A 20,261-nucleotide genomic window follows, 5' to 3' on the forward strand; every position below is an offset into this window, starting at 1 on the left:
GCCGGAACGGGCGTCACTCGCCGGGTCGGACCGCCGCGGTGTCGGCGACGTCGATGCGGACGTCGCCGTCCTCGGCACGGGAGACCTCGACCCGCGGATCGGCGTCGTGCTCGTCGGATCCGGACATGCGACGGAACGTGTCCTGTCGGCGTTCCTCGAACGTCATGTCGACGCCGTCGTCGAGGTGGTCGTGGTCGGGCTTCGTCATGCCGTGCACGGTACGCGGCCGCGGCTGCGGACGGTCACGCGACCGGCGCCGTTCCGGTCCGCTCGGTCCAGTGCCCACCGCGAGCCCACCGGTCGAGCACGGCCGCACGCAACCGACCGGACGGCGCCGCGGACCGAGCGGTCGCCAGCGGCACCCCGAAGACGAACTTCGCGACGCTGGCGTCGCCCTCGGTCGCATCGTGCTCCCCCGGCGGGACGAGTCTGAAGCGCCGGGCGAACCGCACGAGGTTGGCATCGGGACCGAGCACGGCGGGCAGCCCCGGGTCGAGCATCCAGGAGCGGCACTGCCACCGGTCCGCAGCGAGGTGCCCCGCGAAGCCGCGCAGGACCTCGGGTGCGCCGGCGAACGCGCGGTCGCAGGCCGCCGGGTCGAGCGGCCCCGTCTCCGGCACGTGCACACCCCAGGCCAGCGTGCCGTCCGCCAGGTGGTCGCCGAGTTCGAACTGGAGGCGCCCCACGGCCACCACGCGCCCGGTCACCACGGCGACGAGCCACTCCACCCCGGTGCCGTGCAGCCCGTAGCGCGCGAGCTTGCGGTCGACGTCGGCGACGGATGCCTCGGCGAGCGCGCGCGGGAGCCCACGCCCCGCGAGGGCATCGGCGGTGTCCGGCACCGCGGCGCGGAGCGCTGCCACCAGCAGTGCGTCCCGCTCCGCGGGTCCGGCGTCGGCGACGGTGGCGGCCACTGCGGCCGCCACCGTCGCGGAGTCGTCCGGTGACCCCACGGCGGCGGCGAGGACCGCGACGGACGCGGGACGGGCCTCCAGGCCGGGGGTCGCGGTGGTCACTTCAGACCGGACGAGGCGAGCCCGTCCATCACCCGACGCTGCAGCACGACGAACATGATGAGCACCGGCGCCATCGCCATCAGGCTCGCGGCCATCAGCACCGGGTAGTCGATCGTGCGGTCGCTCGACAGCGTCGCGAGGCCGGCGGCGAGCGGCATGTCCTCGGCGCGGGTGGAGACCACGAGCGGCCAGAGCAGCTCGTTCCACGACCACAGCACGGTCGTGATCGCGAGCACGCTGATCGACGGACGGGCCAGGGGCAGCATGATCCGCCAGAACGTCTGGAACGGGTTCGCGCCGTCCATCCGCGCGGCCTCTTCGAGCTCGGGCGGCATGTTCAGGAACGCGGTCCGCATCAGGAACGTGCCGAAGGCGCTGAACAGCCCGGGTGCGACGATCCCCATCAGGGTGTCGAGCCAGCCGAGGCCCTGCACGATCTGGTACTGCGAGATCAGGTAGACCTGCGAGGGCACGAGCAGGATCGAGAGCACGATCGCGAGCAGCGCCGCCCGGCCGCGGAACCGCATCCGGGCGAAGGCGTACCCGGCGAGCGTGCACAGGACGATCTGCGCGATCGTGCGGATGATCGTGACGGACACCGACGTGCCGAGCTGGCTGAGGAACGGCAGGCGTTCGAAGACCTGCGCGTAGTTCTGCCACTGCAGCTCCCCCGGCCAGAAGACCGGCGTGACGGACTGCACCTGCGCGTTCGTCGACAGCGACATGATGATCTGCCACAGGAACGGGAACGCCATCGCGAAGCCGCCGATGCCCAGCACGACGTGGATCCACCAGTGGCTGCCGCCTCGACGGCCGGGCCGGCGTGCCGCCCGGGGTGGTGTGACGGTGGCGGTCATCCCTGCACCCACTTCCGTTGGACGCGGAACTGCACGAGCGTGACGATGCCGATGAGCAGGAAGATCACCATCGCGATCGCAGCCGCGAAGCCCTTGTCGTTGTCGATGAACCCGGCGTTGTAGAAGTAGAAGACGAGCGACATCGTCTTCGGGATCACCGGGTTGGTGCTGCCGAGGATCGCGTACAGCAGGTCGAACAGCTGGAAGCTCGAGATCGTCGTCACGATCACCACGAAGAAGATGCTCGGACTGAGCAACGGCACGGTCACCGAGCGGAACTGCCGCCACCGGCTCGCGCCGTCGAGTTCGGCGGCCTCGTAGAGCTCCGGCGGGATGTCCTTGAGCCCGGCGCCGAGGATGATCATCGAGAAGCCGAGGGACGACCAGAGGCCGACCAGGCTCACCGCGACCAGCGCGAAGCCGGGCGTCGAGATCCAGTACGGGCCGTCGATGCCGACGTTCCCGAGGAACCAGTTCACGATGCCGTAGTCGCCGTTGTACATGATGCGCCAGACCAGCGCGATCGCCGCGGGCATGGCGACGTACGGCAGGAAGAAGAGCACCCGGTAGAACTGCGCGAACCGCAGCCCCGGGGTGTTCAGCAGACTGGCCAGCCACACCGCGATCGGGATCCCGGCCAGGACGACGGCCGTGTAGATCACCGTGTTGAGCAGCGACTGGTACAGCTGCGGGTCACCGACGAGCCGGACGTAGTTCGCGACGCCGGTGAAGGTCGCACCGCCGAAGACGCCCCAGCTGGTGAACGAGTACCAGAACGTCTGGATGATCGGCCAGATGTAGAAGGTGCCGACGCCCACGAGCATCGGGAGCACGAAGAGCCACGGCCACCAGCCGTCGGTCCGTCGTGGCGCTCGGCCGCCGCCGCCTCGCGGAGCCGGGGCACCCCGCCCGGGCGAACGTGTCGTCCGGGCGGGGGCGGCTGCGGCCGGGGGCCGCTCGGTGTTGATCGTCACGCGCGGGTCCTACTCTTCCTTGGCGAGGGCGGCGTCCATCTTCTGTGCGAGGTCCTCGGCCACCTGGTCGACGGGCTTCGACCCGTCGAACGCGCTCGGCAGCAGGGTGGTCTCGAGGGTGTTCCAGGCCGCGGTGTTCTTCGACACCGGCAGCGGCTTCGCGTAGTCCACCGCGTCGAGGAACACCTGCAGGTCGGCGTCGGGCATCGTCTTCGTGAAGGCGCCCTGCGTGCCCTCGTACGCCGGGATGACCGCGCCCATGTCGCCCTGCTGCTGCTGGGCCGTCTTGCCCGCGAGGTAGACCTGCAGCGCCTGGGCGGCGGCCTTGTCCTTGCTGGCCTCGGACACGACGTTCGAGACGCCGTGGATGACGGTCGCCTGCTCCTTGCCCTTCGGCAGCGGGTAGGCGACGACGTCCTTCTCGAGCTCGGTGCCGGTCAGCGCGGAGCGGAACCAGCTGCCGCCCTGGTACATCGCGAGCTTGCCCGAGGTGAACCACTGGTCGGCCGTGGTGTCGGTGAGCTGCTTGATCGAGGGCGATGCCCCCGAGTCGATCAGGTCGGTCCAGAACCGCAGGCCGTCCTCGGACGCCTTGGTGGCGTACTCGGACTCGGTGCCGTCAGCGTTCAGGACCGATCCCCCGGCCTGCAGGATCGTGTTGTAGTAGGTCGTCTGGCCGTCCATGCCGCCGGCCGCTCCGTAGGCGCCCTTCGACTCGAGCTTCTCGGACAGCTCGGCGCCGGTCTGCTGGAAGTCGTCCCAGGTCCAGTCCTTGGACGGCAGGTCCATGCCAGCCTGCTCGAACAGCGACTTGTTGAGCCAGACGCCGATGGTGTCGAAGTCCTTCGGCACGCCGTACTGGGTGTCGTCGTACGTGTACAGGTCGTTGAGGGCGCTCGAGTACTTCGACGCGTCGATGTCCCCGGACTCGACCTCGCCGGTGATCGGCGCGAGCTTGCCGTTGGCCGCGTACAGCTGGAAGTTCGGGCCGTTCATCCAGAACAGGTCGGGCAGCGTGTTGCTCGACCCCTGGGTCTGCAGCTTCGTCCAGTAGTTGGCGAACGGTGTGACGTCGACGCTCACCTTGATGTCCGGGTACTCCTCGTTGAAGCCCTTCAGGTTGGCCTTGATCGCCTTCACCTGGTTCTCGTCCCAGACGGCGTAGGTCAGGGACGCCCTGGTGTCCTTCGGCGCGGCTTCGTAGTCGCCGCCGGAGCCGGACGCTCCGGACGACGAGGAGCAGCCGGCCAGGAGTGCGGCCGCGCCGAGGGCGGCGACGGCGCCGAGGAGGACGCGGCGCACGCCGGTTCCTCGGGTGGGGATGTGTGCGGTCATCGGGGTGTCCTTTCGCACGGCCGTCAGGAGCCGACGGTCTGGGCGGGATGCGGGGTGGAGGGGGTGGAGTGCAGGGCGTTCGACGTGAAGTGCGCGATGGTCTCGGCCGGCAGGGGCGGGACGTCGATGGGGACGGACCCGTTGCGGAGCGAGCGCGTGGCCAGCGCGCCCGCGGCGACCGCGGCACGGGCCGCGATCGGGGACAGCTCCGACGGTTCGCCGAGGGCGACGGACCGCAGGAACTCGGTCATGGTGAGCAGGTCGGCATCGGCGTGGCCGTCCTCGACGCCGTCGATCGGGTACTCGCGGTCCCCCGCGGTGTCCCAGCCCCGGCGGTGCGTCCAGACCTTCACGACGCCACCACCGGTGTCACCGATGTTCTCGAGGCGCCCCTCGGTGCCGATGACGGTGTAGTTCCGCCAGTAGTCCGGCGTGAAGTGGCACTGCTCGTAGCTGGCCTGCACGCCGTTGTCGAGCGTCATCATCACCATCGAGACGTCCTCGACGTCGACGACGGGGTTCAGCCCGGTCTGGGCGAGCGGCGGCCAGTTGCCGTGGGAGAACCAGTCCCCCATCAGTTCACCGCTGCGGTCGCGGCGGTCGGTGACGTCGCCGTAGACCGACAGCGAGCCCATCCCGACGACCCGGGCGGTGTCACCCCCGCCGAGCGCGTGGATGACGTCGAGGTCGTGGCTCGCCTTCTGCAGCAGGAGCGAGTTCACCTTGCTGCGGTCGGCGTGCCAGTCCTTGAAGTAGTAGTCACCGCCGTTGCCGACGAAGTGCCGGCACCAGACGGCCTTGACCTGGCCGATCTCGCCACGGCCGATGATCTCGCGCATCAGGCGGACGACGGCGGCGTGCCGGAAGTTGTGTCCGACGTACAGCGGGGTGCCGGTCCGGGCCGCGGTGTTCAGGACCGCGTCGGCGTCCTCGACCGTGATGGCGAGCGGCTTCTCGAGGTAGACGGCGATGCCCGCGCGGAGCAGGTCGATCGCGATCTCGGCGTGGGTCCAGTCCGGCGTGGTGACGATGGCGGCGTCGACGTGACCGGTGAGGTCCAGGTGGTGTTCGACCACCAGGGCATCCGGGTACTCGTCGAGTCCGCGCTGGCGGCCCGCCGCCGTGACGTCCGCGACGGCCATGACCCGGGCCTGCAGCGACGCGTCGGCGGCGGTGGCCTCGGCCACGTGGCGCGCGATGGCGGACCGCTGGCCCATCCCGATCACCGCGACGCGGAGTCCTGCGTTGTCGACGCCCATGCTCATCGCTCCCTTGCGTGAATGTGACGTCCATGATGCCGAATCGCTCATGAATGCACAATAGGCGCTCACGGATCGCTCACGCATCCGCGCAGGGAAGGGTTTTACACGATCGAAACGTCCGGCCCACCCGGGGCCGGACGCACGGAGGGCTCAGTCGGCGACGACGAGCTCCACGCCGGCGCTGGCCAGGTCGGCGGCGAACGAGGCCGGCACGGGCTGGTCGGTGACCAGGACGTCGATGCGGTCGAGTGGGCAGATCCGGGCGAAGGTGGAGCGTTCGATCTTGGTGGAGTCGGCGACTACGACGACCCGTCGACCGACCGAGGCGAAGTGCCTGCTGACCTCGGCCTCGCCCTCGTGCATGGTCGTCGCGCCGTACTGCCCGGTGAGTCCGTCGACGCCGAGCACCACCAGGTCGAGGGCGAACTCGTCGAGGGTGTCCCGGACGAGCGGCCCGACCAGCTCGTAGGACTGGCGTCGGGCCACGCCGCCGGTGACCACGATCTTCACGTTGGCACGGACGGACAGCTCGTACCCGACGTTCAGGGCGTTCGTCACGATCGTGATGCCGAACTCGCCGTCAGCGCGGATGAACCGTTCGCTCTTGCCGAGTTCGCGCGCGACCTCGGTCGTGGTCGTCCCGCCGTTGAGCCCGACGGTCTCGCCGGGCTGCACGAGCCGGGCGGCGGCACGGGCGATCGCGGTCTTGGCCTCGGCCTGCCGGGCGATCTTGTACTGCAGCGGCAGCTCGTAGCCGGCACCGAGTGCGGCTGCTCCCCCGTGCGTGCGGGTGACGAGTCGCTGGTCGGCCAGCATCGCGAGGTCGCGGCGGGCAGTCGCGGCGGAGATCCCCAGCAGCTCCCCGATCTCGGCGATCGACACGTTGCCGCGTTCGCTCACCAGTTCGAGCAGGGCGTTCAGCCGCTGTTGGGGGGTCATGACGGTCATCCTACGGCGTCGCCGCCGTCCCTCGGTGATCGGAAATGACGTTTTGCCCTTCCCTTGCGCACGATCGCTCGCTACGCTTCCTGATCATCGATCACCCGGATCGATCCGGACCCGGAAGGCTCCCATGACCGACACCTTCGTGAGCGCTGAACTGGCCTCGCAGCCGGAGACCTGGCGTGCAGCCGCCGCGCTCCTGCCGACCTTCGCCCACGCGCTCCCCCAGCCGGGCGAACGCGTGGCCGTGATCGGCTGCGGGACGAGCTGGTTCATCGCCATGAGCTACGCCGTCGCCCGTGAGCAGGCGGGCCTCGGCGTGACCGACGCCTTCGCCGGGTCCGAGTACCCCGCGTCACGCGAGTACGACCGCGTGCTCATGATCAGCCGCTCGGGCACGACGACCGAGATCGTCGACCTGCTGCAGGCCTTGCCGTCCCAGCGGACCGTGCTGGTCACCGCCGTCGCCGACAGCCCCGCCGCGGCCGTCGCCGACCAGGTGGTCGCACTGCCCTTCGCCGACGAGCGCTCGGTCGTCCAGACCCGCTTCGCCACCACGACGCTCGCACTGCTGCGAGCGTCCATCGGCGACGACGTCGACGCGCTCGCAGCCCAGGCCGAGACCGCACTGACGGTGCCGATCGACGACCTGCTCGACGCCGAGCAGGTCTCGTTCGTCGGTCGTGGGCCCGCCGTGGGTCTGACGTTCGAAGCCGCGCTCAAGACGCGCGAGGCCGCGCAGTTCTGGGCCGAGTCCTATCCGGCGATGGACTACCGGCACGGCCCCATCGCGATCGCGCAGCCCGGCCGACTCGTCTGGTCGCTCGGCGCGGCACCCGAGGGCCTGGCCGCCGAGGTCGCCGCCACCGGTGCCCGGTTCGTCCAGCACGACCTCGACCCGCTCGCCGGACTCGTCGTCGTGCACCGGTTCGCCGTCGCCCTGGCCGAGGGACGCGGGCTCGACCCGGACAACCCCCGGTCGCTCACCCGGTCGGTCATCCTCACCTGATGGGTGGCGCAGGCGCGGTGCTCGGGGTCGACGTCGGCGGCACGGGCATCAAGACCCGTCTGACGACCGCCGACGGACTCGTCCTCGACGAGACCCGGGTACCGACGCCGCGTGACGACCCGGACGCCGAGCGCCTCGCCCTGGCCGTCGCCGGACTGGCTGCCCAGGCCATGCGACGGGCGCCGCTCGGAGCGATCGGGCTGGTGACCCCCGGCGTCGTCGACGAGACCCGCGGCACCGTCGACCTGTCCGTCAACCTGGGATGGCGTGACGTCCCGGTGCGTGACCTCGTCCGCGCCGAGCTCCTGCGACAGGCGATCGACGTCCCGCTCGCCTTCGGCCACGACGTCCGCGCCGGTGCCCTGGCCGAGGTCCGGGCCGGCGACCCGGCACTGTGTCGGGGGTCGGTCTCGTTCGTGCCGGTCGGTACCGGGCTCGCGAGCGCCCTGGTGGTCGACGGTGTCGTCGTGTCCGGTGGTGGCTGGGCCGGGGAGATCGGGCAGGTCCGGATCCAGACCGGCCCGCACGCGGGTCACCGCGTCGAGGAGATCGCGTCCGCCGGGGGAGTCGCACGTCGTGCCGGTGCGCCGTCCGCACACGCCGCCATGCTCCTGGTCCGCCAGGGCGACGCAGCCGCCCGTGCGGTCTGGGACGACTGCGTCGCGGTCCTGGCCGATGCGCTCGCCTGGACCACCGCGGTCGCCGGGAACCACACGATCATCGTCGGCGGGGGACTCGCCGAGTCCGGACCGCTGCTGCTCGACCCGCTGCGCGCTGCCGTCACGGAGCGTCTGCGGGGCGTCCGTGTCCCCGTCATCGTCCCCGCCCGGCACGGCGACGCAGCCGGCGCCATCGGTGCGGGGATCCTCGCACGCGAGCTGCTCGAGACCGAGACCGGGGTCCTGCTGTGACCACCCTCGTCCGGGCCCGTCGCATCGTCACGGCCCAGTCGGACCTGCACGACGGCTGGCTCGTCATCGGCGATGACGACACTGTGCTGGCGACCGGCACCGGGTCCCCGATGCGCACGGACACCGCCGTCACCGTCGACGGTGCGATCGTGCCCGGGTTCGTCGACCTGCACGCCCACGGCGCACTCGGGCACGACTTCGCCGGGTGCTCCGCCGAGGACGCCCGTGCCGCCGCTGGGCACCACCGGTCACGGGGCACGACCACCCTGGTCGGGTCCATCGCCACGGGTGAGCGCGCGGACACCGTGGCAGCCCTCACCCGGCTCCGACCGCTCGTCGCGGACGGCACGCTCGCCGGACTCCACCTGGAGGGGCCGTGGCTCGCGCCCGCCCGTCGCGGGGCGCACCGCGTCGACCTGCTGCACGCCCCGGACCCCGCCGAGGTCGACGCCTACTGCGACGCCGCGGGTGGCGCACTGCGGATCGTCACGCTCGCGCCGGAGCTGCCCGGTGCCCTCGACGCCGTTGCCCGCTTCGTCGGAGCCGGGGTCGTCGTCGCCATCGGCCACACCGACGCCACCGCCGAGCAGACCCGCCGCGCGGTCGACGCCGGCGCCTCGCTCGTCACCCACCTGTTCAACGGGATGGCACCGCTGCACCACCGCGCACCCGGGCCGGTCGGGGTCGCGCTCACCGACGACCGGGTGCTGCTCGAGTGCATCGTCGACGGCCACCACCTCGACCCGGTCACCGTCGACGTCGTCCAGCGCAGCGCACCGGGCCGGATGGTCCTGGTCTCCGACGCCATGGCCGCGACCGGTTGCCCCGACGGGGCGTACACGGTGGCCGGATCGGCCGTGACCGTCCGCGACGGGCTCGCCGTGCTCGCTGACGGTTCGTCGCTGGCGGGCAGCACGATCACGGTCGCCGACGCCGTCCGCCGCCTGCTCGACGCGGGGACCGACCTGCCCGAGGTCGTCGCTGCTTCCGCGGCGCGTGCGGCACGCCTGCTCGGGGCACCGGCGCCCCTCAGCGTGGGCGCCCCCGCCGATCTGCTCGTGCTCGACCCGGAGCACGGCAGCGTCCGAGCCCTGCCGACGGCGGTGGTCTCGTGATCCTCGTCGTCACCCCGAACCCCGCCGTCGACGTGACCTACCGGGTCGCCGAACAGCGCATCGGCGAGACCCAGCGCGTGCTCGGGGTCGAGCGACGCCCCGGCGGCAAGGGGCTGAACGTCGGCCGGGTCCTCGCCGCCACCGGTGTCCCGACCCATGCCGTGCTGCCCCTCGGCGGCGACGGCGGGCACTGGATCGCCGACGCCCTCGACGGCCTCGGGCTCGTCCACACCGACGTCGCTGTCCGTGGCGAGACCCGCACGACCGTGACGGTGGTGGACGACACCGCGCACCCGACGATGTTCGGGGAGCCCGGGCCCGTGCTCAGCCCCGGCGAGTGGGACACCGTCACCACCGCGGTCGAGACACTGCTCGTCGGCGGTGCCGCCGGTGTCGGCGGTGTCGGCGGCGCCGCCGATGCCCCGACCGCAGCGGCCCTGGTGGTGTCGGGCTCCCTGCCCCGCGACACCGACCCCGCGGTCGTCGCCCGCTGGGTCACCGCCGCCCGCCGCCGCGGTGTGCTCTCCGTGGTCGACTGCTCGGGCACCGCGCTGCTGGCTGCCGCTTCGGCCGGGGCGACGGTCTGCAAGCCCAACCGCGAGGAACTGCTCGAGGCCGCCGGCGCCGACGACGAACGGTCGGGGGCGCTCCGGCTCCTCGGGCTCGGCGCCGCGGTCGTCGTGGTCTCCCGGGGTTCCGAGGGCATCGCCGCCCACACCGCCGACCACGTGCTCGAGGTGCCTGCGGTCCCCGGGGTCTCGGGCAACCCCACCGGCGCGGGCGACGCAGCCACCGCCGGACTCGTCGGTGCGCTCGTCGCGGCCGGCCTGCCCACGCCCGAGGGCAGTGTCAGCGCCCCCGACGACGCCACCCTGCTCCGCGCGCTGCGGTCCGCCGCCGCACACGGGGCTGCCGCCGTCCTGCAGCCGGTGGCCGGCGCGGTCGACCCGGCTGACGTCGACCGCTTCCTGTCCACCCCGCCCGCTCCTGCTCCCGCACACGACCGAACGAGGACCTCCGCATGATCACCGACCTCGCCCTCACCGGCCTGCTCGACACCGCCCGCACGGCACGCCGCGGGGTCGGCGCGTTCAACGTGGTGCTGCTCGAGCACGCCGAGGCGATCGTCTCCGGTGCCGAGCTGGCGGGGCTGCCGGTGATCCTGCAGATCAGCGAGAACTGCGTCCGGTACCACGGCGGCCTCGCACCGATCACGACCGCGACCCAGGCCGTCGCACGTGCGGCCGATGTCGAGGTCCTCGTGCACCTCGACCACATCGAGGACCCCGAGCTGGTGGCGGCCGGCGTCGACCTGGGCGTCGACTCGGTCATGTACGACGGCTCGCACCTGGACTTCGCCGCGAACGTGGCTGCAACGCGGGAACTCGCTGCTCGGTGTCACGCCGCGGGGGTCGCGATCGAGGCCGAGCTCGGCGAGGTCGGTGGCAAGGACGGCGTGCACGCACCCGGCGTCCGCACCGATCCGACCGACGCCGCCGCGTTCGTGGCCGACACCGGCGTCGATGCCCTGGCGGTCGCGGTGGGGACGTCGCACGCGATGCAGACCCGCGAGGCGTCGGTGGACCGCGACCTGGTCGAGCGCCTGCGTGCCGCGGTGCCGGTGCCGCTCGTGCTGCACGGCTCCTCGGGCCTGTCCGACGACGAACTCCGCGGCGCCGTGCACGCGGGGATGACGAAGATCAACATCTCGACGCACCTGAACGGCCTGTTCACCCGTGCGCTCCGCACCGTGCTCGACGAGCGGCCGGACGTCGTCGACCCGCGCAAGTACGTCGCAGCGGGCCGGGACGCCATCGCCACCGAGACGGCGCGGCTGCTGACGCTCCTGCACGCCTGACGAGCGAGCGGAGCAGACGAGCACGCGCGACCGCGACGCTCAGCAGAGCGGGACGTTCACCGCGAGCCCGCCCATCGCGGTCTCCTTGTACTTCGAGGACATGTCCGCCCCGGTCTGCCGCATCGTCTCGACGACCTGGTCGAGCGACACGTGGTGCACCCCGTCGCCACGCAGGGCCATCCGGGCGGCGTTGATCGCCTTGTTCGCCGCGATCGCGTTCCGCTCGATGCACGGGATCTGCACCAGCCCGCCGATCGGGTCGCAGGTCAGCCCGAGGTTGTGCTCCATCGCGATCTCGGCGGCGTTCTCGACCTGCTCCGGCGTGCCCCCGAGGACCTCGGCGAGCCCCGCAGCCGCCATCGACGCTGCCGAACCGACCTCGCCCTGGCAGCCGACCTCGGCGCCGGAGATCGACGCCCGTTCCTTGTAGATCGACCCGATCGCCCCGGCGGTCAGCAGGAACCGCACGACGGCGTCGTCCCGTTCGTCCGCGGAGGCGTCGGCGACCGTGGGGACGTAGGTGCGCGCGTAGTACAGCACCGCGGGGATGATGCCGGCGGCACCGTTCGTCGGGGCGGTGACGACGCGGCCACCGGTGGCGTTCTCCTCGTTGACCGCCATGGCGACGAGGTTCACCCACTCCATCGCGAAGAGCGGGTCGTGGTCGGGGTCCTCGCGGGTGAGCTGCTCGTGCCAGGTGGCCGCGCGACGACGGACGTCGAGCCCGCCGGGCAGGCACCCGCCCCGGCGGACGGATCGGTCGACGCACGACTCCATCACGCCGTGGATCTCGAGCAGCCCCGAGCGGACCTCGGTGTCCGTCCGGGTGACGGCTTCGTTCGCCAGGGCGACGCCGCTGATCGGCAGGCCCGAATCCGCGCAGGCGGCGAGCAGCTCGGCACCGCTCGAGAACGGGTACGGCACGGCGTCGTCGACGGGGATCGCGGCGCCGGCGACGGCAGCCGGTGCGTCCACGGCGGGTTCGGCCTCGTCGTCCCGCGCGATGAACCCGCCGCCGATCGAGTAGTAGGTCTCGTCGGCCAGGTCGACACCCGCGGCGTCACGGGCTCGCAGCCGCATGGCGTTCGGGTGGCGGGGCAGCATCGTCAGGGGGTGCAGGACGATGTCGGCGAGGCGGAACGGCACGCTCGCTCCGCCGTCGAGCCGCAGGACGCCGTCGCGCTCCAGCGCCTCGAGTGCGCGGGCCATGGCATCCGGGTCGACGGTCTCGGGGTGCGAACCCATGAGCCCCGCGACGACGGCGCCGAGCGTCCCGTGGCCCTGCCCGGTCGACGCGAGGGACCCGTACAGGTCGACCACCACGGAGGCGACGGGCAGGCCACGCACCAGGCTCGCGAACTCGGCACCGGCCCGCATCGGGCCGACGGTGTGCGAGCTCGAGGGGCCGACACCGACGCTGAACAGATCGAAGACGGAGACCGGCACGCCGCCACACTAACCCGTCCGGACGGACCGGTTATCAGCGCCGCCGACCACCCTCGGGCGGCATCACGAACCACAGCACGACGTAGGCGATCCACAGCGGCCCGGGGAACAGGCTCAGGATGACCCAGATCACCCGGACCAGGGTGCGGGACAGGGTGAAGCGGTCGGCGAGACCGGCGCAGACACCGGCCAGCAGACGACCGTTGCGGGGACGGGAGAGTGTGCTCATACCGACGACGCTACGCAACGCCGCCGGTCCGGCGCATCCGGGACGCACCCCGAGCGTGGTGGGGGAAACCCCCGGACCCGCGTGGTCGAGGGGTCAGGGGATGAGGACGATCTTGCCGCGCGTGTGGCCGTGCTCGAGCTCCTCGAAGGCGTCCTGCACGCGGTCGAGCGGGTAGGTCGCGGCGACGGGCACCTCGATCGCGCCGTTCGCGACCTCGAGTGCGAGCGCGCCGAGGATCTCCGGATCGGCCGTGTCCGCACTGCCCGAGGTCTTCGCCCCGACCTCGGCTGCCTCGTCGAACGCGATGATCGTCTCGATGCGGTCGACCGGCACCCCGAGCGCGATGCCGAGCCGGACGTACTCGGCACCGTGGGTGTCGATCACGGCGTCGACGCCGTTCGTCGCGAGTTCCGTGATGCGCTCCTGCAGGCCGTCGCCGTACGCGACGGGTCGTGCGCGCTTGGAGCGGAGCCACTCGTGGTTCGCCTCGGACGCGACGGCGATGACGTCGATGCCCTCGTTCGCGAGCAGCTGGGTGACGAAGCCGCCGACCCCGCCCGCGGCACCGGACACCACGACGGTCTCACCGGCACGCGGGTCGACCGCGCGGACGGCCGCCGCCGCGGTGGTCGCGATGACGTCGAGGCCACCCGCCACCGTCCAGTCGAGCAGGCGTGGCTTCTGGACGACCTGCACGGCCGGCACCGAGACGTACTCGGCCTGGCTCGCGCGGTCCCACGACCAGCCGATGACCTCTTCGCCCTCGTCGACGCCGTCGACCTCGGCCCCGACGGCGACGACGATGCCGGCGAAGTCGGTGCCCTGCCCGGACGGCAAGTCGCCGCCGAACGCGCCCTGGCGGATCGCCGACTCACCGGGGTTGATCCCGGCGGCACGCACGCGGACGAGCACCCGCCCGGCGGTCACGTCGGGCACGGGCACCTCGGCGACGTGCAGGACCGATCGGTCACCCCACTCGTCGAAGCGGACAGCGCGCATGGTCTCCGGGATCTCAGTCATCGGGACAGACGCTACCCCGGAGCGCCGCACCCGGCCTGCGTGGACCGCTCCATCCCTGCAAGAGCAGGAGAGTGCGGGCGTGCGACAGTGCGAGACTGAGAGCATGCCCATCCTGAACAAGGACATGCAGGTCTGCATGTCGCTGGCCGCGCGACCGAGCAACATCGGCACCCGTTTCCACAACTTCCTGTACGACGAGCTCGGTCTCGAGTTCCTGTACAAGGCCTTCACCACGACGGATCTGCCCGGCGCCGTCGCCGGCATCCGCGCGCTCGGCATCCGCGGCTGCTCGGTGTCGATGCCCTTCAAGGAGGCGATCATCCCGCTCGTCGACCACATCGAGGACTCCGCCGCCGCGATCCAGTCGGTCAACACGGTCGTGAACGACGACGGCGTGCTCACCGCGTCGAACACCGACTACGAGGCGATCGCCGCACTGCTCGGGTCGCACCGGGTCGACCCGGCTTCGCGTGTGCTGCTCCGCGGCTCCGGCGGCATGGCCAAGGCCGTCACGGCGGCGTTCCGAGGCGCCGGCTTCGACCGGTTGACGGTCGTCGCCCGCAACGAGCAGACCGGCCCGGCCCTGGCGACGCAGTACGGCTACGAGTGGGTCGCCGACGAGCGTGAGGCGGGGGAGACCGACCTGGTCGTCAACGTCACCCCGCTCGGCATGCGCGGCGACCAGCAGGCCGCACTCGCCTTCGCGCCGGAGCGGATCGAGGCTGCCCACACCGTCTTCGACGTCGTCGCGTTCCCGTCGGAGACCCCGCTCGTGCGGGCGGGCCGCGACGCCGGCAAGCACGTCATCACCGGCGCCGAGGTCATCGCCCTGCAGGCAGCCCGTCAGTTCGAGCGGTACACGGGCGTCGCCCTGACCGACGACCAGGTGGCGCGGGCCAGCGAGTTCTCGCGCGCCGAGTAGTCGACGCACCCACAGGGCGGACGGGAGGTGGGCCCCACCCGCCGGTTCCGGCGTGACGCGCCAGCGGCACGACGGCCGTGACGGGAGGCCCGTGGCGGCGCCGCCACGGGCCTCCCGTCCGTTCGTGGGGACGTCTCAGGCGTTCGCCGCGCGCCCGACGGCCACCCACTCGAGGCGGCGGAGCGTCTCGCGGTTGCGGATCCAGATGAGCGGCTGCATGAGGAAGTCCGGCACGTGCGACCCCGGCCCGGCCACCGCGTTCTCGGTGATCGTGACCTTGCTGCCGTGCCGGTGCGGTTCGACCGTCAGCTCGACGCGGGCCTCGCCGATGGGCCAGCCCTTGGGCTGGATGACCATGCGGTGTGGCGGCTCCCAGACCAGCGACGTCGTGACGTCGTCGATGACGATCGGCCAGGCGCCGAACGAGTGGTGCAGCCGCGTGCCGACCTGCGGCCACCCGGATTCCTCCTTGCGCATACGCGACGCCCCGACCACCCAGGTCGTGTAGAGCCACCCGTCGCCGAGCACGTCGAAGACGGCTTCGGGACGGCAGTGCAGGATGCGGACGTTCTTCGCCATGGTGTTCAGCCTTCCGGGGTGAGGTCGACGTCCTCCGGCAGTCCGAAGGTGTGCCGGAGCGCGCTCTTCGCCGCGTGCCAGCCGGCCATGCCGTGCACGCCGGGGCCGGGTGCCGCGGACTCGGAGCACAGGTACATGCCGCCGCCCATCCGCCACGGGTCGCTGGACAGGACGGGGCGCTTGACGAGCTGCCAGAAGCTCGCGGCACCGGCGGCGATGTCGCCACCGACGTAGTTCGGGTTGTACTCGCCCATCTGCACGGCGGTGCGGGAGCTCGACGACAGGATCGTGTCGCGGAACCCCGGCGCGAAGCGCTCGATCTGACGGGTGACGGCCTCGGTCGGGTCGACGTCCGAGCCCGCGGGGACGTGCGCGTAGGCCCAGAAGACGTGCTTGCCCTTCGGGGCGCGGGTCGGGTCCACCACCGTGGGCTCCGCGCCGAGCACGTACGGACGCTCGGCGTGCTGCCCGTTCGCGACGGCACGTTCGGCGGCCGCGATCTCCTGCCGGGTCCCGCCGATGTGCACGGTCCCCGCCTTCCGCAGCGACTCGTTGGTCCACGGCACCGGGTCGGACAGCGCGAAGTCGACCTTCGCCGCCGCGTTGCCGAACCGGAAGCGACGCAGCGCACCGCGCTTCGGGGTCGGGATCTGCTTGCCCGCGATCCGGAGCATGCCCGGCACGCTCGTGTCGAACAGCACCGCCTTCGCCGGGGTGAGGTCACCGAGCGACCGGACCTCGTGTCCGGTGACGATGCGGCCGCCGTGCGCGACGAGGTCGGCGGCGAGCGCGTCGACAATCGCCTGGCTGCCACCGATCGGCACCGGCCAGCCGCGGGCGTGCGCGTACGAGCCGAGCGACAGTGCCGCCGCCGCGGTGGACAGGGACGGCAGGTGCTGGATCGAGTGCGCCGCGACGCCGGACACCATCGCCGGGGCAGCCTCGCCGCGGAAGCGCAGGTTCCACGCGGCGGTGCCCTGCTCGAGCGCCCGCAGCCCGAACCGCAGGACGGTCAGGGGGTGCCGCGGCACGTGCAGCAGCGCGTCGGTCGCGAAGTCCGCGACCTGGTCGGCGTTCTCCGCCAGCGGCGCCATCAGCTGCCGGAAGGCCGGTCCGTCCACCCCGAGCTCGGCGGCGGTGCGGTCGAGGTCCTGGTACGCGATGCCGGCGCGACCGTGGTCCAGCGGGTGGCCGTACTGCACCTCGGGCAGGCGGAGCTCGATGCGCTCCTCCATGCGGAAGCGCCGGAAGAACTCGGACTGCAGGGCCATCGGGTGCACGGCGGAGCAGACGTCGTGCAGGAAGCCGGGCAGGGTGAGCTCGGCCGTGCGGGCGCCGCCGCCGATCGTGTCGTTCCGTTCGACGACCTCGACCGACAGTCCGGCCCGTGCGAGCGTCACCGCTGCCGCGAGCCCGTTCGGTCCCGCTCCGACGACCACCGCATCCACCATGCCCCGAGCCTAGGGACTCGTGACTGCGTGTGGTGTCGGTCAGGTGCGCGAGGTGTCGGGGTCGGCCGGGTCGGACTCGTCCTGGTCACCGTCGGCGTCGTCCGGTTCGTCGGCGTCGACCGGGGTCGATCCGACGGGGTGCTCGGCGAGCAACTCGGCGAAGTCCTCGTCGAGCATCTGCTGCAACCGGTCGTCGCGGCCGATCTCGTAGTCGTCCGCCGGGCGCTGTGCCCAGCCGAGGCGTCCGACGACGGTGGTGCCGATGTCGTCCCAGGCGCGGGCCCGCGCGGCGAGGACGATCCCGTCGACGAAGTGCTGGTCGTCGCGTCGCTTGTCGAGCATGGCGGCGAGCTGCTCGTACGTGGCCTCGCGCATCCGGAGCTTCAGGTCGTCGCCGCGCCGGTAGTCGTGCTGGTGGCGGGAACGGCCCTTCTGCTTGCTCGAGGTGGAACGGATGTCGCGCATCCGTGCGGCGTCACCCCGTTGTTCCTCGGCCATGCGGTGGAGTTCCTCGCGCGTGGCCTCGGCGATGAGTGCGTGGTCGAAGTACCCCTGGTCACGCAGGGCGTTCGTGATGATGCGGTTGGCCACCGCGATGGTGACGGCGGCCTTCGCGATGAGGAAGCCCTCGTCGACCGCACGCTTCAGTTCGACCTGGCTGATGGGTCGATCGCGCACGTCGTGGTTGCGTCGTCCGAACAAGGCCATGCTCCGACGATACCGGCGACCGGTGTCGGTCCGTCTGCACGAGGGCGGCGGACGTCAGAGGAGCAGGCCGTAGACGGCGACGTCGACCCGCTCGGGGCCGAGCGGCAAGGCGCCACGCAGGGTGCCCTCGTGGGTGAAGCCGAGCCGCTCGGCGAGCCGCCGGCTCCGCACGTTGTCGACCGCCGTCCGGATCTCCACCCGGGCCACGCCGCGGGCCCGGGCGACCCCGATCAGCACGGTGGCGGCCCGCCGGGCGACACCACGGCCCTCCTGTCCGGCGTCCACCCAGTAGCCGAGCGATGCCTGCCCCAGGTACGGGTCGAACGTCAGCGAGGCCACCCCGACCACGCGGTCGTCGTGGCGGATGACGCAGGGCAGCGAGCGGTCCATCGCGTACTGCCCGAGCAGCCGCTCGGTGTGCAGGGCGATGGCCTCGCGTGTCTGCGGGTCCCACGCCCAGGGCTCGGCGGCCCGCAGACGATCGGTGTTGGCGTGCACGAGTGCGAGCACCTGGTCGACCGTCGTCAGGTCGCGCAGCGTCAGCGTGGAGCCGTCACCGAGGTCGCGTCCGAACGTCGTCACCGCTCCGACACTAGGCAGCCCTGCCTGTCACTCGTACCGGAGCGCCTCGATCGGGTTCTGCCGTGCGGCTCGTCGTGCCGGCAGGGTGCCCGCCAGGAACGCGATGAACATCACGACGAGGATGATCGTGGCGACGGACCCGGGCGCGAACTGCATGATCTGCAGCCCCGGCAGGTCCTTGAGGAGCGTGCCGGCCAGGACGTTCGAGATCCCGGTGCCGAGCGCGATCGCGACCCCGGCGCCGATGGCGCTGCCGAGGAACCCGATGAAGACCGCCTCGAGCGAGAACAGCGTGTAGACCTTGCCGCCGCCCATGCCCATCGCCTTCATCAGGCCGATCTCGCGGGTGCGCTCCTGCACGCTCATGAGCAGGGTGTTGATGATGCCGAAGCCGGCGGCGATGAGCGCGATCACGGCGAAGGCGTTCAGGACCCCGACGATGCCGCTGATGACGGTCTGGAACTGACCGAGCTGGTCCTGGATGGTCTGGCCGAGGAACCCGTCGTCGGCCAGGGACTTCTTGACCGTGGTGACGGAGGCGTCGGGATCGAGCGTCGCGGTGGCGCTGGCGTAGGAGGTCGCGATCGAGTCGGGCTTGCCGATCTCCTGCGCGGCCTGCATGGCGTCGGTCAGCGCGGCGTTCGCCCCGGCCCCACTGCCGAACAGCGACTCGTTCTGCACGCCCACGACCGTGGCGGTGAGCGTGTGCGCCTTGCCCTGGTAGTCGTCGACGGCGATCGTGAGTTCCTTGCCGACGGCGGCGGAGGCGCTGCCGAGGCCCATGTTCTTCAGGTAGTCGGTCGGCAGCATCACCTGGTTGGCGTCGGTCTGGTCGTCGAGCTGCTTGCCGCTCGCCAGGTCGGCGTCGAGCTCGCCGGCGTTGGCCGTGAGCGAGACGACGTACTTGCCGTGGTCGCCGTACTCGGCGTACTTCGGCGCGAGAGCGACCGCGGGGCGGAGGCTCTTGATGCCGTCGGTCTTCTCGATCGCGTCGACGTCGGACTGCGACAGGTAGGAGAACGACGCCGGGCCACGGTCGACGCTCTGACCAGAGGCCTCGGGGTCGTACTTCGCCGGGCCGCTGTCGGTCGAACTGGTGTCGACCGCCTTCGTGATGGTCAGGGAACCGGTGTCGCCGATCGACGAGACCTGGGTGTCGATGTAGTTGCTGACGCCCGTGCCGATGGCCGAGGTGAGCGTGATCGTGAAGGCGCCGATGAAGATCGCGATGACGGTCAGGGTCGTGCGCAGCTTCGAGCGGAAGGTGTTCGAGACCGCGGTGCGCAGGAGGTCGAGGAAGTTCATGCGGAGTGCCTTCCGTGCGTGGCGGACGCGTCGACCGCGTCGTCGGGTCCGCCGACGATCAGGCCGTCGCGGACGTTCACGCTGCGGTCGCAGCGCGCGGCGAGCTCGTCGTCGTGCGTGACCACGACGAGCGTGATCCCCCGCTCGCGCTGCAGCCCGAACAGCATGTCCTCGACCACCTGTCCGGTGTTCGTGTCGAGGTTGCCGGTGGGCTCGTCGGCGAAGATCACGCTCGGCTCACCGACCAGCGCGCGGGCGATGACCACGCGCTGCTTCTGGCCGCCGGACAGGTCGTTGGCGTCGTTCTTCGCCTTGTCGGCCAGCCCGAGGGCGTCGAGCGCCGCCATGCCCCGTCGCTTCCGCTCGGCCCCGGAGACGCCGGCGATCTTGAGCGGGAGCACGACGTTGTCGAGCACCGAGGTCTTCGGTGTCAGGAAGAACTGCTGGAACACGAAGCCGAACGTGCTGTTCCGGGTGCGGTTGACCTGGCGGGCACCGAGCGTCGCGGCGTCGGTGCCGTCGAGCAGCACCTGTCCGGCCGACGGCTTGTCGAGCAGCGCGAGCAGGTGCATGAGCGTCGACTTGCCGGAGCCGGACTTGCCGACGATTGCCAGGCTCTCGCCCTGGTGCACCGCCAGCGACACCCCCTTGAGCGCGTCGAACCGCGTCGCGCCGCGGCCGTAGGTCCTGGCGAGGTCACGGGCCTCGAGCACGGGAGTGGTCATGGGTTCACCGTAGTG

General features: G+C 71.7%; 22 protein-coding genes. 6 read left to right on the plus strand and 16 right to left on the minus strand.

Annotated elements, in window-relative coordinates; all coding sequences use genetic code 11:
- Positions 1-13: 13 nt before the first annotated feature.
- The 7 genes from ACL00U_RS16280 to ACL00U_RS16310 all read right to left on the minus strand — a co-directional run bounded on the left by ACL00U_RS16280 (position 14) and on the right by ACL00U_RS16310 (position 6,383).
- Entirely contained in the window at positions 14-208 is a 195-nt protein-coding gene (locus tag ACL00U_RS16280) for a hypothetical protein (protein WP_017887924.1), read from the minus strand.
- A 34-nt stretch (positions 209-242) separates the two neighbouring features.
- Positions 243-1,016: a hypothetical protein gene (locus ACL00U_RS16285; protein ID WP_259576674.1), complete on the minus strand. Its 774-nt coding sequence runs from the start codon at positions 1,014-1,016 to the stop codon at positions 243-245.
- Positions 1,013-1,873 carry a carbohydrate ABC transporter permease gene (locus tag ACL00U_RS16290; protein WP_031260151.1) on the minus strand — a complete coding sequence of 287 codons (861 nt, stop codon included), beginning with the start codon at positions 1,871-1,873 and terminating at the stop codon, positions 1,013-1,015. The genes ACL00U_RS16285 and ACL00U_RS16290 overlap by 4 nt, the downstream gene beginning before the upstream one ends.
- The gene (locus ACL00U_RS16295) at positions 1,870-2,847 is read right to left on the minus strand and encodes a carbohydrate ABC transporter permease (protein ID WP_140448581.1); all 978 of its coding nucleotides are present in this window, start codon (positions 2,845-2,847) and stop codon (positions 1,870-1,872) included. Before ACL00U_RS16295 ends, ACL00U_RS16290 begins: the two co-directional genes overlap by 4 nt.
- A gap of 9 nt (positions 2,848-2,856) precedes the next feature.
- Positions 2,857-4,182 (minus strand): ABC transporter substrate-binding protein, encoded by a 1,326-nt coding sequence (locus ACL00U_RS16300; protein WP_412873622.1) that lies wholly within the window; start codon positions 4,180-4,182, stop codon positions 2,857-2,859.
- Between the two features lie 23 nt (positions 4,183-4,205).
- Positions 4,206-5,447 carry a Gfo/Idh/MocA family protein gene (locus ACL00U_RS16305; protein WP_412873623.1) on the minus strand — a complete coding sequence of 414 codons (1,242 nt, stop codon included), beginning with the start codon at positions 5,445-5,447 and terminating at the stop codon, positions 4,206-4,208.
- 147 nt (positions 5,448-5,594) lie between these two features.
- Positions 5,595-6,383: a DeoR/GlpR family DNA-binding transcription regulator gene (locus ACL00U_RS16310; protein WP_031260150.1), complete on the minus strand. Its 789-nt coding sequence runs from the start codon at positions 6,381-6,383 to the stop codon at positions 5,595-5,597.
- A gap of 133 nt (positions 6,384-6,516) precedes the next feature.
- Between ACL00U_RS16310 and ACL00U_RS16315 the strand changes: the two genes are divergently transcribed.
- From ACL00U_RS16315 to ACL00U_RS16335, 5 genes are read left to right on the plus strand one after another with little or no spacing between them, the layout of a single operon-like run.
- The gene (locus ACL00U_RS16315) at positions 6,517-7,395 is read left to right on the plus strand and encodes an SIS domain-containing protein (protein ID WP_214518547.1); all 879 of its coding nucleotides are present in this window, start codon (positions 6,517-6,519) and stop codon (positions 7,393-7,395) included.
- Positions 7,395-8,306 carry an ROK family protein gene (locus ACL00U_RS16320; RefSeq protein WP_412873624.1) on the plus strand — a complete coding sequence of 304 codons (912 nt, stop codon included), beginning with the start codon at positions 7,395-7,397 and terminating at the stop codon, positions 8,304-8,306. The genes ACL00U_RS16315 and ACL00U_RS16320 overlap by 1 nt, the downstream gene beginning before the upstream one ends.
- On the plus strand, positions 8,303-9,421 hold the full coding sequence (gene nagA, locus ACL00U_RS16325) for an N-acetylglucosamine-6-phosphate deacetylase (RefSeq protein WP_412873625.1): 1,119 nt from the start codon (positions 8,303-8,305) through the stop codon (positions 9,419-9,421). Before ACL00U_RS16320 ends, nagA begins: the two co-directional genes overlap by 4 nt.
- Positions 9,418-10,446, plus strand: coding sequence for a 1-phosphofructokinase family hexose kinase (locus ACL00U_RS16330; RefSeq protein ID WP_412873626.1), 1,029 nt, complete (start codon positions 9,418-9,420; stop codon positions 10,444-10,446). Before nagA ends, ACL00U_RS16330 begins: the two co-directional genes overlap by 4 nt.
- Positions 10,443-11,279 carry a class II fructose-bisphosphate aldolase gene (locus tag ACL00U_RS16335; RefSeq protein WP_017887913.1) on the plus strand — a complete coding sequence of 279 codons (837 nt, stop codon included), beginning with the start codon at positions 10,443-10,445 and terminating at the stop codon, positions 11,277-11,279. The genes ACL00U_RS16330 and ACL00U_RS16335 overlap by 4 nt, the downstream gene beginning before the upstream one ends.
- A 39-nt stretch (positions 11,280-11,318) precedes the next feature.
- Here the strand turns inward: ACL00U_RS16335 and ACL00U_RS16340 are convergent, their stop codons facing one another.
- The 3 genes from ACL00U_RS16340 to ACL00U_RS16350 form a co-directional block, all read right to left on the minus strand.
- Positions 11,319-12,725, minus strand: coding sequence for an L-serine ammonia-lyase (locus tag ACL00U_RS16340; protein ID WP_412873627.1), 1,407 nt, complete (start codon positions 12,723-12,725; stop codon positions 11,319-11,321).
- Between the two features lie 34 nt (positions 12,726-12,759).
- Complete coding sequence (locus tag ACL00U_RS16345) at positions 12,760-12,954, minus strand: PspC domain-containing protein (RefSeq protein ID WP_017887911.1); 195 nt, start codon at positions 12,952-12,954, stop codon at positions 12,760-12,762.
- Positions 12,955-13,047: 93 nt separating this feature from the next.
- Positions 13,048-13,974, minus strand: coding sequence for an NADP-dependent oxidoreductase (locus tag ACL00U_RS16350; RefSeq protein ID WP_042537586.1), 927 nt, complete (start codon positions 13,972-13,974; stop codon positions 13,048-13,050).
- 103 nt (positions 13,975-14,077) lie between these two features.
- On the opposite strand from ACL00U_RS16350, the gene ACL00U_RS16355 reads away from it, so the two are divergent.
- Positions 14,078-14,896, plus strand: coding sequence for a shikimate 5-dehydrogenase (locus tag ACL00U_RS16355; RefSeq protein WP_412873628.1), 819 nt, complete (start codon positions 14,078-14,080; stop codon positions 14,894-14,896).
- 135 nt (positions 14,897-15,031) lie between these two features.
- Here ACL00U_RS16355 and ACL00U_RS16360 read toward each other — a convergent pair whose 3' ends face one another.
- From ACL00U_RS16360 to ACL00U_RS16385, 6 genes are read right to left on the minus strand one after another with little or no spacing between them, the layout of a single operon-like run.
- The gene (locus ACL00U_RS16360) at positions 15,032-15,475 is read right to left on the minus strand and encodes an SRPBCC family protein (protein WP_071250042.1); all 444 of its coding nucleotides are present in this window, start codon (positions 15,473-15,475) and stop codon (positions 15,032-15,034) included.
- 5 nt (positions 15,476-15,480) lie between these two features.
- Positions 15,481-16,926: a phytoene desaturase family protein gene (locus tag ACL00U_RS16365; RefSeq protein ID WP_194589953.1), complete on the minus strand. Its 1,446-nt coding sequence runs from the start codon at positions 16,924-16,926 to the stop codon at positions 15,481-15,483.
- Between the two features lie 39 nt (positions 16,927-16,965).
- Positions 16,966-17,634, minus strand: coding sequence for a hypothetical protein (locus ACL00U_RS16370; protein WP_017887906.1), 669 nt, complete (start codon positions 17,632-17,634; stop codon positions 16,966-16,968).
- Positions 17,635-17,688: 54 nt separating this feature from the next.
- A complete protein-coding gene (locus ACL00U_RS16375) occupies positions 17,689-18,216 on the minus strand; it encodes a GNAT family N-acetyltransferase (protein ID WP_017887905.1) in 528 nt (175 codons plus the stop codon).
- Between the two features lie 27 nt (positions 18,217-18,243).
- Positions 18,244-19,521, minus strand: coding sequence for an ABC transporter permease (locus ACL00U_RS16380; RefSeq protein ID WP_159556153.1), 1,278 nt, complete (start codon positions 19,519-19,521; stop codon positions 18,244-18,246).
- Positions 19,518-20,246, minus strand: coding sequence for an ABC transporter ATP-binding protein (locus ACL00U_RS16385; protein ID WP_159556154.1), 729 nt, complete (start codon positions 20,244-20,246; stop codon positions 19,518-19,520). The genes ACL00U_RS16380 and ACL00U_RS16385 overlap by 4 nt, the downstream gene beginning before the upstream one ends.
- Positions 20,247-20,261 lie beyond the last annotated feature (15 nt).

This window comes from Curtobacterium poinsettiae (assembly GCF_047226435.1).
GTDB classification, from domain to species: Bacteria; Actinomycetota; Actinomycetes; order Actinomycetales; family Microbacteriaceae; genus Curtobacterium; species Curtobacterium poinsettiae.

Excerpts from the sequence above, each read along its gene's own strand:
- ACL00U_RS16280 (WP_017887924.1), bottom strand. The coding sequence starts at position 208 with ATGACGAAGCCCGACCACGACCACCTCGACGACGGCGTCGACATGACG.
- ACL00U_RS16290 (WP_031260151.1), bottom strand. The coding sequence starts at position 1,873 with ATGACCGCCACCGTCACACCACCCCGGGCGGCACGCCGGCCCGGCCGT.
- ACL00U_RS16300 (WP_412873622.1), bottom strand. The coding sequence starts at position 4,182 with ATGACCGCACACATCCCCACCCGAGGAACCGGCGTGCGCCGCGTCCTC.
- ACL00U_RS16305 (WP_412873623.1), bottom strand. The coding sequence starts at position 5,447 with ATGAGCATGGGCGTCGACAACGCAGGACTCCGCGTCGCGGTGATCGGG.
- ACL00U_RS16310 (WP_031260150.1), bottom strand. The coding sequence starts at position 6,383 with ATGACCCCCCAACAGCGGCTGAACGCCCTGCTCGAACTGGTGAGCGAA.
- ACL00U_RS16315 (WP_214518547.1), top strand. The coding sequence starts at position 6,517 with ATGACCGACACCTTCGTGAGCGCTGAACTGGCCTCGCAGCCGGAGACC.
- ACL00U_RS16320 (WP_412873624.1), top strand. The coding sequence starts at position 7,395 with ATGGGTGGCGCAGGCGCGGTGCTCGGGGTCGACGTCGGCGGCACGGGC.
- ACL00U_RS16335 (WP_017887913.1), top strand. The coding sequence starts at position 10,443 with ATGATCACCGACCTCGCCCTCACCGGCCTGCTCGACACCGCCCGCACG.
- ACL00U_RS16345 (WP_017887911.1), bottom strand. The coding sequence starts at position 12,954 with ATGAGCACACTCTCCCGTCCCCGCAACGGTCGTCTGCTGGCCGGTGTC.
- ACL00U_RS16350 (WP_042537586.1), bottom strand. The coding sequence starts at position 13,974 with ATGACTGAGATCCCGGAGACCATGCGCGCTGTCCGCTTCGACGAGTGG.
- ACL00U_RS16355 (WP_412873628.1), top strand. The coding sequence starts at position 14,078 with ATGCCCATCCTGAACAAGGACATGCAGGTCTGCATGTCGCTGGCCGCG.
- ACL00U_RS16360 (WP_071250042.1), bottom strand. The coding sequence starts at position 15,475 with ATGGCGAAGAACGTCCGCATCCTGCACTGCCGTCCCGAAGCCGTCTTC.
- ACL00U_RS16365 (WP_194589953.1), bottom strand. The coding sequence starts at position 16,926 with ATGGTGGATGCGGTGGTCGTCGGAGCGGGACCGAACGGGCTCGCGGCA.
- ACL00U_RS16370 (WP_017887906.1), bottom strand. The coding sequence starts at position 17,634 with ATGGCCTTGTTCGGACGACGCAACCACGACGTGCGCGATCGACCCATC.
- ACL00U_RS16380 (WP_159556153.1), bottom strand. The coding sequence starts at position 19,521 with ATGAACTTCCTCGACCTCCTGCGCACCGCGGTCTCGAACACCTTCCGC.
- ACL00U_RS16385 (WP_159556154.1), bottom strand. The coding sequence starts at position 20,246 with ATGACCACTCCCGTGCTCGAGGCCCGTGACCTCGCCAGGACCTACGGC.